At 65.2% G+C, this 7,430-nt stretch carries 7 protein-coding genes and 1 pseudogene; 4 read left to right on the top strand and 4 right to left on the bottom strand.

Annotated features, from left to right (window positions below; genetic code table 11):
- From WBF82_RS15855 to WBF82_RS15840, 4 genes are all read left to right on the top strand, one after another.
- Positions 1–223, top strand: a 223-nt coding sequence (locus WBF82_RS15855) for a hypothetical protein (RefSeq protein ID WP_424383938.1), incomplete at its 5' end; no start/stop codon positions are given.
- Between the two features lie 296 nt (positions 224–519).
- Entirely contained in the window at positions 520–1,383 is an 864-nt protein-coding gene (locus WBF82_RS15850; RefSeq protein ID WP_424383939.1) for an HAD family hydrolase, read from the top strand.
- A gap of 42 nt (positions 1,384–1,425) precedes the next feature.
- Positions 1,426–1,938: an FAS1-like dehydratase domain-containing protein gene (locus WBF82_RS15845; protein ID WP_424383937.1), complete on the top strand. Its 513-nt coding sequence runs from the start codon at positions 1,426–1,428 to the stop codon at positions 1,936–1,938.
- A 36-nt stretch (positions 1,939–1,974) separates the two neighbouring features.
- Complete coding sequence (locus WBF82_RS15840; protein ID WP_424383936.1) at positions 1,975–2,844, top strand: cyclopropane mycolic acid synthase family methyltransferase; 870 nt, start codon at positions 1,975–1,977, stop codon at positions 2,842–2,844.
- Here the strand turns inward: WBF82_RS15840 and fdhD are convergent.
- The 4 genes and pseudogenes from fdhD to WBF82_RS15820 form a co-directional block, all read right to left on the bottom strand.
- Entirely contained in the window at positions 2,841–3,677 is an 837-nt protein-coding gene (gene fdhD, locus WBF82_RS15835) for a formate dehydrogenase accessory sulfurtransferase FdhD (RefSeq protein ID WP_424383935.1), read from the bottom strand. The two genes, WBF82_RS15840 and fdhD, sit on opposite strands and share 4 nt — an antisense overlap.
- On the bottom strand, positions 3,665–6,001 hold the full coding sequence (locus tag WBF82_RS15830; RefSeq protein WP_424383934.1) for an FdhF/YdeP family oxidoreductase: 2,337 nt from the start codon (positions 5,999–6,001) through the stop codon (positions 3,665–3,667). The genes fdhD and WBF82_RS15830 overlap by 13 nt, the downstream gene beginning before the upstream one ends.
- Before the next feature lie 13 nt (positions 6,002–6,014).
- Positions 6,015–7,082, bottom strand: a complete 1,068-nt coding sequence (locus WBF82_RS15825) for a lysophospholipid acyltransferase family protein (RefSeq protein ID WP_424383933.1) — start codon at positions 7,080–7,082, stop codon at positions 6,015–6,017.
- Positions 7,082–7,430, bottom strand: a pseudogene (locus tag WBF82_RS15820) (hypothetical protein); the annotation flags it as partial. The pseudogene WBF82_RS15820 and the gene WBF82_RS15825, both read right to left, overlap by 1 nt.

Genomic DNA, 7,430 nt, shown 5'->3' with positions numbered 1-7,430 from the left:
AGACAAGGTCATCGAAGCGTTCGGGCCCGGACAGTCTGAAGCACTCATCACCGAGATTTCAGAACTAGTAAGCGAGGCTGTACGGATGCCGATTGAGTGGGGAGACATGACCTTACAGGAAGGCGTGAACGATATTTTGCGGCGGTTCCACGCCAAACACCCCGAACTGTCCCAAGAAGCGCTGCACGAAATTGGCCGATGCGTCGGCTGGAATCTTCGTTAGCGATTCGTGTCGAATTGTTTAATGCTCATTGCCGGTTCGTGGGGTGAATAAATCCCGCCACTCGGTTAATCGACGACCCACGAATGAGCCCCTACGCGTGCACCGATCAGCGGTAGCGCTGCATGCCGTCGACCTAAGGATCGACTCGGCCTCACACCTACCTGTGCCCTCGCCCACGCCAGCACCTCTGCCATCCGCCCCCGCACGCTGAAGGCGGATAGTGTTGAGCCGTGAGTGCTCCCGGCGGCCCGGACACCGTAGAGCCCGGCCCCAACGCAGGATCCAGTCCGGCTGATCTGGGACTGGAGGACCTGGCCGCCAATGCCAGCGCCGACCGCGCACTCGTCGACATCCAGACCGACGAGACCGCGGGGCCGGACCAGCCGCCAGTCGACCTGACCGCAGCAGCGTTCTTCGACGTCGACAACACACTTGTGCAGGGCTCGTCGCTGCTGCATTTCGGTCGCGGCTTGGCCGCGCGGAAGTACTTCACCTATCGCGACGTGATCGGATTCGTCTACGCGCAAGCCAAGTTTCAACTCATCGGCCGGGAGAACAGCGATGACGTCGCCGCGGGCCGGCGCAAGGCCTTGGCCTTCATCGAAGGCCGGCGCACCGAAGAGCTGGAGAGGCTTGGCGAAGAGGTCTACGACGAAATCATCGCCGACAAGATCTGGGCGGGCACTCGTGATCTAGCCCAGATGCACCTTGATGCCGGCCAGCAGGTCTGGCTGGTCACCGCCACGCCCTATGAGCTCGCCATCACGATCGCCCGCCGCCTTGGCCTGACCGGCGCGCTGGGCACCGTCGCCGAATCGGTCGACGGCGTGTTTACGGGCAGGCTGGTGGGCGAGATCCTGCACGGCCCCGGCAAGGCGCACGCGGTGCGCTCGCTGGCCATCCGCGAGGGGCTCAACCTCAAGCGCTGCACCGCCTACTCCGACAGTTACAACGACGTCCCGATGCTCTCCCTGGTCGGGACCGCCGTCGCTATCAATCCGGACAGTCATTTGCGTGATCTAGCTCGCAAACGCGGCTGGGAGATCCGTGACTTCCGCACGGCGCGCAAGGCCGCCCGGATCGGAGTGCCGTCGGCCCTGGCGCTGGGCGCAGCAGGCGGCGCCCTGGCTGCGGTGGCTTCTCGGCGACAATCACGCTGATAAGCTGCGCCGCTGAGCACCCATCAGAGTGGAGAACAGCGCATGTCAGTACCCGAAGGCGCCCAGGAACTCATCGGAACGCACTACCGGTACCCGGATTACTTCGACGTCGGACGCGAAAAGGTCCGGGAGTTTGCGCTGGCCGTCAAGGACGATCATCCGACGCACTACTCCGAAGAGGCGGCCGCCGAGGCCGGTTATGACAGCACTCTGGCCTCGCTGACGTTCCTTGCCGTTGCGGGGCGTCGCGTCCAGCTGGACGTCTTCACCAAGTTCGACATCCCGATCAACCTCGCGCGGGTGTTGCATCGGGACCAGAAGTTGGTGTTCCACCGGCCGATGATGGTCGGCGACCGGCTGTACTTCGACACCTACCTGGATTCGGTCATCGAGTCCCACGGCACGGTGATTGCTGAGATCCGCAGCGAGGTCACCGACGCCGATTCGAACCCGGTGATCACCAGCATCGTGACAATGCTCGGCGAGTCGTCAAATCCCGACGCGAACGCAGAGGCGACGATAGCTGCAATTGCATCCATCCGCGCCCGGGCCTAGTGTCAGCCGGGAACTTTTAGGGGGAGCCCCACGCCAATGAGCAGCAACCTCACGCCGCACTTCGACGACGTCCAGTCGCACTACGACCTCTCTGACGAGTTCTACCGGCTGTTCCTGGACCCCAGCCAGACCTACAGCTGCGCGTACTTCGAGCGCGACGACATGACGCTCGAAGAGGCCCAGCTGGCCAAGGTCGACCTGTCGCTGGGCAAGCTCGGCCTAGAGCCCGGGATGACGCTGCTCGACATCGGCTGTGGCTGGGGGGCCACCCTGCGGCGCGCCATCGAGCGCTACGACGTCAACGTGATCGGCCTGACGCTGAGCAAGAACCAGGCCGCCCATGCGCAGAAGGTGCTGGACGCCGTGGACAGCTCGCGCTCCAAGCAGGTGCTGCTGAAGGGCTGGGAGCAATTTCACGAGCCGGTGGATCGGATCGTCTCGATCGGCGCGTTTGAGCACTTCGGCCGCGACCGCTACGACGACTTCTTCACGATGGCGTATTCGGTGCTCCCGGCCGGCGGCGTGATGATGTTGCACACCATCATCAAGCCCGAGGACGAGGACTTCGCCGCCCGTGAGCTTCCGCTCACGATGAAACTCATCCGGTTCTTCAAGTTCATCATGGAAGAAATCTTCCCCGGCGGAGATCTGCCGCAGGCCTCGGCTGTTGAGAAGCATGCGACCAAGGCAGGCTTCACCCTCACCAAGATGCAGCCGCTGCGGCTGCACTATGCCCGCACGTTGGACATCTGGGCCGAGGCGCTGGAGGCGCGCAAAGACGAGGCCATCGCGATCCAGTCCGACGAGGTCTACGAGCGCTACATGAAATACCTCACCGGCTGCGCGGACCTATTCCGCACCGGCTACACCGACGTCTGCCAGTTCACCTTGGTCAAACCGGGCTAGCTGTCCGACTGCTGCATCAGACGGTCGGGTCGGGTGTAGACGTTCATCGATTCGCCGCGCAGGAACGCGACCAGGGTCAGCCCGGACTGGCTGGCCAAGTCGACGGCCAGCGACGACGGCGCCGACACCGCGGCCAGCACCGGAACACCGGCCATCACCGCTTTCTGCGTGAGTTCGAACGACGCCCGGCCGCTGACCAGCAGCACGGTGCCGGTCAGTGGGACTCGGTTGGTTTCGAGCGCCCAGCCCAGGACTTTGTCGACGGCGTTGTGCCTGCCGATGTCCTCACGGACGGCAAGGATCGCGCCGTCGCTGCTGAATAAGGCCGCGCCGTGCAGCCCTCCGGTGGCGGCGAAGACTTTCTGCGCGTCACGCAGCCGATCGGGCATCGCCGACAGCGTGGCGGCGCTGACCACCGAAGGGTCGTCGCCGGGGCAGTAGCGGCTGGTCAGCTGCACCGCCTCCAGTGACGCCTTACCGCACACGCCACACGAGGAGGTGGTGTAGAAGTTGCGGGCCACATCGATCTCGGGCAGCGGAACCCCGTCGGCCAGGGTCACGTCGAGCACGTTGTAGGTGTTGCGCCCGTCCTCGGTGGCGCCGCGGCAATACCGGACAGTGCGCACGTCGTCACGGCAACTGATCACCCCCTCGGTCAACAAAAAGCCTTGCGCCAGTTCGATATCGGCGCCCGGGGTGCGCATGGTTACGGTGATAGGCCGGCCGTTGAGCCGAATCTCCAGCGGCTCCTCAACGACCAGGGTGTCGGGCCGGTCGACGGCGTCACCGGCGTTGACGTGGTGCACCCGGCGACGCGCCGTCACCCGGCCCATGCCGGCTCCAGCCTGATGACGATCGCCTTGGACACCGGCGTATTCGACTTGACCGCAACATGATCGAGCGCCACCAGTGCATTGGTTTCCGGATAGTAGGCCGCCGCGTTGCCCACCGGTGTGGCGTATTCGACGACCAGAAAATCCTTGGCGCGCCGCTCCTGGCAGTGACCGTCGGCATCGGTGAACTCCGAGACCAGGTCGACCCGGTCACCGGCCTTCAGGCCGAACGCCTCGATGTCCGCGCGATTGACGAATACCACCCGGCGGCCACCCTTGACGCCGCGGTAGCGGTCGTCCAGGCCGTAAATGGTGGTGTTGTACTGGTCGTGGCTGCGCAGGGTCTGCAGCACCAGACGTCCAGGCGGCACCGGCACCCACTCCAACGGGTTGATCGCGAAGTTGGCTTTGCCTGTGTCCGTTGGGAATTCGCGGGCATCTCGCGGCGGGTGAGGCAGCTGAAACCCGTCAGGGGCGCGCACTCTGGTGTTGTAGTCGGCGCAGCCGGGCACCACCGCCGCGATCGCGTCGCGGATGGTGTCATAGTCGGCGACGAACTTCTCCCACGGCACTGGATGGTCGTCCCCGAGCAGGGCGCGGGCCAGCTGGCTGATGATCGCCACCTCGCTGCGCACCTGGTCGCTGGGTGGATGCAGGCTGCCGCGCGACAAGTGCACCATCGACATCGAATCTTCCACCGACACTTGCTGTTTGCGCCCAGCCTGAATGTCACGGTCGGTGCGGCCCAGCGACGGCAGAATCAACGCCATCGACCCATGCACCAGGTGGCTGCGGTTCAGCTTTGTCGACACCTGCACCGTCAGCGAGCAGCCGCGCAGCGCGGCTTCGGTGACCGCCGTGTCCGGGGTTGCCGACGCGAAGTTGCCGCCCATGCCCATGAACACGCGTGCGCGCCCGTCGCGCATCGCCCGGATCGCATCGACAGTGTCCAAGCCGTGCTCGCGAGGACTGACGATGCCGAACCGGTCGTCCAGCGCTGCCAGAAAAGTCTCCGGCATCTGCTCCCAGATGCCCATCGTGCGGTCGCCCTGCACATTGGAATGTCCACGCACCGGGCACAATCCGGCGCCGGGCTTACCGATCATGCCGCGCATCAACAACACATTGGTGATCTCGGCGATCATCGGCACGGCGTGCCGATGCTGGGTTAGGCCCATCGCCCAGCACGCGACGATGCGCTGCGATTGCGCCATCATCGCCGCGACCCGTCGCAGCTGCTCCTCCTCGAGCCCGGTGGCCTGCAAAACCGTGTCCAGGTCGACGGTCCGCGCGTGCGCCTCGTACTCGGCGAAGTTGGCGCAGTGGCCGGCGATGAAATCGCGATCCACCACCGTGCCCGGGGCGGCGTCGTCGGCCTCCAGCAAGAGCCGGGCCAGCCCGGCGAACAGCGCCATGTCGCCGCCGAGGCGAATCTGCACAAACTCGTCGGCGATCGCGACGCCATGTCCGACAACGCCGTTGACCTTCTGCGGATCCTTGAATCGGATCAGCCCGGCCTCCGGCAGCGGGTTGACCGCGATAATCCGGGCGCCGTTGGTTTTGGCCTTCTCCAGCACCGAAAGCATCCGCGGGTGGTTGGTGCCAGGGTTCTGGCCGGCGATGACGATCAGGTCGGCGTTGGCGACGTCTTCCACGGTGACCGAGCCCTTGCCGATCCCGATCGACTCGGTCAGCGCCGCCCCCGAGGACTCGTGGCACATGTTTGAGCAGTCCGGCAAGTTGTTCGTGCCGAAACTGCGCACCATCAGCTGGTAGAGGAACGCCGCCTCGTTGCTGGTGCGTCCCGACGTGTAGAACACCGCCTCATTGGGGCTGCGCAGTTGTCGCAGCTCAGCGGCGATCAGCCGATACGCCTCATCCCAGCCGATCGGCCGGTAGTGAGTGTCCCCGGGGCGCAGCACCATTGGATGGGTGAGCCGGCCCTGCTGGGAGAGCCAATACTCCGGCCGTTGCTGCAGGTCGACGATGGAATGACGGGCGAAGAACTCCGGCGTCACCACCCGGATGGTCGCCTCTTCGGCGACGGCCTTGGCGCCGTTCTCGCAAAACTCGGCGAGCTTGCGCCCGCCGTGTTCTTCCGGCCAGGCGCAGCCGGGGCAGTCGAAGCCGTGACGTTGATTGAGCCGTGCCAGCGACGCCACCGTACGCAGCGGACCCATCGACGCCAAGCCACGCTGCAGCGACACCATCACCGCCCGCACACCGGCCGCCTCTTTTTCGGGGCCGACGGCGATCACGGCGTGCTCGTCGTACACCGCCTCGGTGTCGCGCTGACGGCGGGTGCGGCGGCTTCGAAGCTTCACCGGCCTTGAGACCTCAGCCGAAGAACATGTTGCGCCGCCCGGCCAGCAGCTGATACAGCGTCTGCTGGATGGTCTCGCGCACTTGGTCGGTCAGCTCGAAGGTGACCATGGGATCGTCGGCATCGGCGGCCGCGTGGTGCGCGGTCGGAATCGGCTCACCAAAGGCGATGTGCCACTTCGACGGCAGCGGCACCAGCCCGGCAGGACCGGCCAGCGGGAACAGCGGGGTGATCGGAAAGTACGGCAGGCCGAACAGCCGTGCCAGCAGCTTGACGTCGGCCAGCATCGGGTAGATCTCCTCGGAGCCGACGATCGAGCACGGCACGATCGGCGCTTTGGTGCGCAGCGCCGCCGCCACGAAGCCACCGCGGCCGAACCGCTGCAGCTTGTAGCGATCCTTGAAGCGCTTACCCAGCCCCTTGTATCCCTCGGGGAACACCGCGGTCAGCTCGCCGGAGGCCAGCAACCGGTGGGCGTCGGCGGTGCATGCCATGGTGTGTCCGGCCTTGCGGGCGGCTTCGCCGATCATCGGCAGGTCGAACACCATGTCGGCGGCCAGCAGTCGCAGGTCCCGATGGGCCGGGTGCGCGTCGTGAACAGCCACCGAAGCCATCAGCCCGTCGAACGGCAGCACGCCGGCGTGGTTGGCCACCACCAACGCCGCGCCGGTGTCGGGCAAGTTCTCGACGCCGCTGACCTCGACCCGGAACCACGACTTGAAGAAGAACCTCAGCAGCGGCCGCACGATGGCGTCGTTGAAATGCGGGTCGAACCCAAACTCGTCGACGCGGTAATCGCCGGTAAGGCGGTGCCGCAGAAAGTCGGCGACGGCGCTGACCTTGTGCGCGAGCTCGTTGGCCGGCTCGTTGGCGTCGGATTTGGCGTCGGCGGCGCGTCGGTGCTGGTCGATCTCGCGGACGACGGCGGCGATCTGGTCGGCCGACGCGCGGGTGCCGGGTTCGGAGAGTAGCGAGGGGTGCTGACGGGACGTTTGAGTACGTTGGCCGGCGCGCCGTTGCGCCGCAGCGCGCCCTGTATTCGTATGTAGCGGAATGACTTTCGCTTTGGAATCGCCCGCCATTAAGTTAACCTCCCCCCACCCTTAGTTGATTTGGTTCGGCCACCTAAGCGCTGCGCTGCTGCTACGGCTCGACCTTCGATTGAGCGTACCCACTCCGGATCGATAATGGGAGTTAAACCTCGGCCGCGAACGTAATCGTCAAAAGCCTCTGCAGTTGACCACTTGGGATGATATCCGAGTTCCTGTCGCATCCTCGTCGTGTCCATCACCCGGCCGTAGCTGAGGTAGTCGAGTTGCTCACGGTTGATCTCGGTGTAACGGTTAGCTCGCCGTATTGAATCCAGTGCCCACAGCCCGAATCCCGGCACTGGCAGCGGAATTCGGCCAGCCAGCCGGATCGCCTGCGAC

This window comes from Mycobacterium sp. (genome assembly GCF_049673265.1).
Lineage (GTDB): Bacteria > Actinomycetota > Actinomycetes > Mycobacteriales > Mycobacteriaceae > Mycobacterium.
The sequence above is the reverse complement of the archived record's forward strand: the minus strand, read 5'-3'. Positions and strand labels throughout refer to the sequence as shown.